Annotated in this window: 1 protein-coding gene; it reads right to left on the reverse strand. The window is 39.5% G+C overall.

Annotated features, from left to right (window positions below; all coding sequences use genetic code 11):
* Positions 1-2,986: hypothetical protein (locus FJV36_RS03975; protein WP_158980852.1), on the reverse strand; the 2,986-nt coding region annotated here is incomplete at both ends.

The raw sequence follows: 2,986 nt of genomic DNA on the forward strand, positions 1-2,986 counted from the left end.
CCGTGTAAGCTCCCGTTGGGGTATTCGCTGCAATGGTTACATTTCCGTTTGCATCTACTAAAATTGCTCCTGTAGTGATTGGCGTAACATTCGTGTTTGTCGTGGTTACGGCAACTCCATTTAAGGTGTCGTTTCCTAATACACTTCCTGCGGCTACTGGTGTAGTACCTGAAGCTAATGGTGCTGCTGGTGTGCCTAAAGTATCGTTTCCTGCTATGATTGGATTTAAAACTATAATGGTTGCAGCTGCAGTATTACAATTCGATGGTGTTACAGCCAATCCTGTTGATGGATTAACTTCACACAATTCATAGGTAATACTATAACTTCCACTTGGTGTATTTCCTGCTAATATTACTACACCATTTGAATCTATACTCAATGGACCTGAAGAAACTGGTGTAACATTCGTATTGGTCGGACTTACTAAAACAGTATTCAAAGTATCATTATCTGTTACATTAAACACTACTTTTGGATTTACTCCTGTGTTTACTGCAACTGGATTATCATCAACAGCATCAATTGGATTTAAAACAACCACTGTTGCTACGGCATTTGTACAATTAACAGGATCTGCTCCCGTTTCACACAGCTGATACGTAATGCTATAGGTGCCAGAAACTGTATTAGGTGCTAAAATCAAATTCCCATCTGCATTAATACTTAATGGTCCCGTAGTGATTGGTGTAACATCTGTATTTGCTGATGTAACTGCTATTCCATTTAAACTATCTGCTCCATTACCGTTATTAGCTAGCACACTTCCAACCGTTGTACCTACTATCGTACTTGGAACTTGTGTTGGGAAAGTATCATCAAATGCAGCAATACTATTACTAATAAGGATTTTTGCATTGGCTATATCGCAGTTACCTGAATTTATGACTTCACATATTTGGTAAAAAACCATATAGGTACCTGAAACCTGTCCAGCAGGAACCGTAATTGTACCATTACTATTCAGTACAAATCCTGTAGGCGCAGTTCCGCTTAATGTTAAATTGACATCTGCTGGATTTAAAACAACTCCATTAAGGGTATCATTATTCAATACTGATGTAGTGGTTCCTCCATTTCCGCCTGTATATGGCACAGCTGTAAAATCATCAACAATAGCATCTACTGCTGCTTGTAAAACATTTACAGTAACGATGGCAGTACTGCAATTAGCTGGATTTGAACCTATTTCGCATATTTGATATTCTAATGTTTGAGGTCCTGCAGGAGTACCTGGTGCAATAGTAATGGTACCATTTGGATTTAAAGTTAAAACAAGATTTGGAACTGTAGTTGTCAAAATTACATCAGCTGGATTAATAGGTGGGATTCCACTTAAGGTGTCATTCCCTAAAACAGAACCAGTTATAGCTCCTGGAAGTCCTCCTGTTGTATCTGGATTTGCTACAATAGCATTTAAAACTACTATCGTTGCTGTTGCTGTTGTGCAATTTACAGGATTTGCTCCTACTTCACATATTTCGTATGTAATTGTATATGTACCTGAAGGTGTATTTGCTGCCAAAGTAATATCTCCATTATTTGCTATACTTAATGGACCTGCTATTTGTGGCGTAACATTAGTATTTGCATCTGTAACTAAATCTCCATGTAACGTATCATTTGAAGTAACATTTAAAACAACTTTAGGAACATTAGCAGTCGCTACTGTAATTGGCCCATCATTTACTGCAAGTAATGGATTCTGAACTACAACTGTCGCTGTAGCTGTATCACAATTAGCTGGACTTGCCCCAGATTCACACAATTGGTATGTTATTGTATAAGTTCCAGAAGCTGTGTTTGCTGCTACTATTAAATTACCGTCAACATCTACACTTAAAGGCCCTGTTGTTATTGGTGTCACATCACTATTAGTTGCTGTAACGAATACACCATTCAACCTATCATTTGATGTTACATTTTGAACGGTAACAGGCGTAGTAGCTGACGCAATTGTTGTTGGACCGTCATTTACCGCGTCTATTGGATTAAAAACTACTACAGTAGCCGTTGCAATATCACAATTTGCTGGCGTTACATTCAATCCTGTTGATGGATCGGCTTCGCATAATTGATACGTGATGCTATACGTACCACTTGGGGTATTAGCTGCTACGGTTACTATTCCATCTGCATCAATGCTCAATGGACCTGTGGTTAATGGTGTTACATTGGTATTGGTGGTAGTTGCTGCTATGCCACTTAGCGTATCATTTCCTAATGCATTTAAAGCTGTTACAACGGTATTGTTTGATGCAACGGTTACTGATGGATTGGCTACCGCATCAATTGGATTGTTTACTACAACTGTTGCTATAGCAGTATCACAATTTGCTGGGCTCACATTCAATCCTGTTGCTGGATTGGCTTCACACAATTGGTAGGTGATGCTATACGTACCACTTGGGGTATTAGCTGCTACGGTTACTATTCCATCTGCATCAATGCTCAATGGACCTGTGGTTAATGGCGTTACATTGGTATTCGTAGTTGTAGCCCCTATGTTACTTAACGTATCATTTGCTAAAGCATTTAAAGCTGTTACAACGGTATTGTTTGATGCAACGGTTACTGATGGATCGGCTACCGCATCAATTGGATTGTTTACTACAACTGTTGCTATAGCAGTATCACAATTTGCTGGGCTTACATTCAATCCTGTTGAAGGATTGGCTTCACATAATTGATAAGTAATGCTATAGGTGCCACTTGGGGTATTGGCTGCTACGGTTACTATTCCGTCTGCATTGATGCTCAATGGTCCTGTGGTTAATGGTGTTACATTGGTATTGGTAGTTGTTACTGCGACACCATTTCTAGTGTCGTTTGCTAAGGCATTCAAGGCTGTTACAACGGTATTATTTGATGCAATGGTTACTGATGGATCGGCTACCGCATCAATTGCATTAGCGACTACTACTGTGGCAGTTGCGGTATCGCAATTTGCTGGTGTAACGTTTAATCCTGTTGCTGGATTGGCTTC

The sequence above is a fragment of the Flavobacterium sp. I-STPP5a genome, from assembly GCF_009764685.1.
GTDB lineage: Bacteria > Bacteroidota > Bacteroidia > Flavobacteriales > Flavobacteriaceae > Flavobacterium.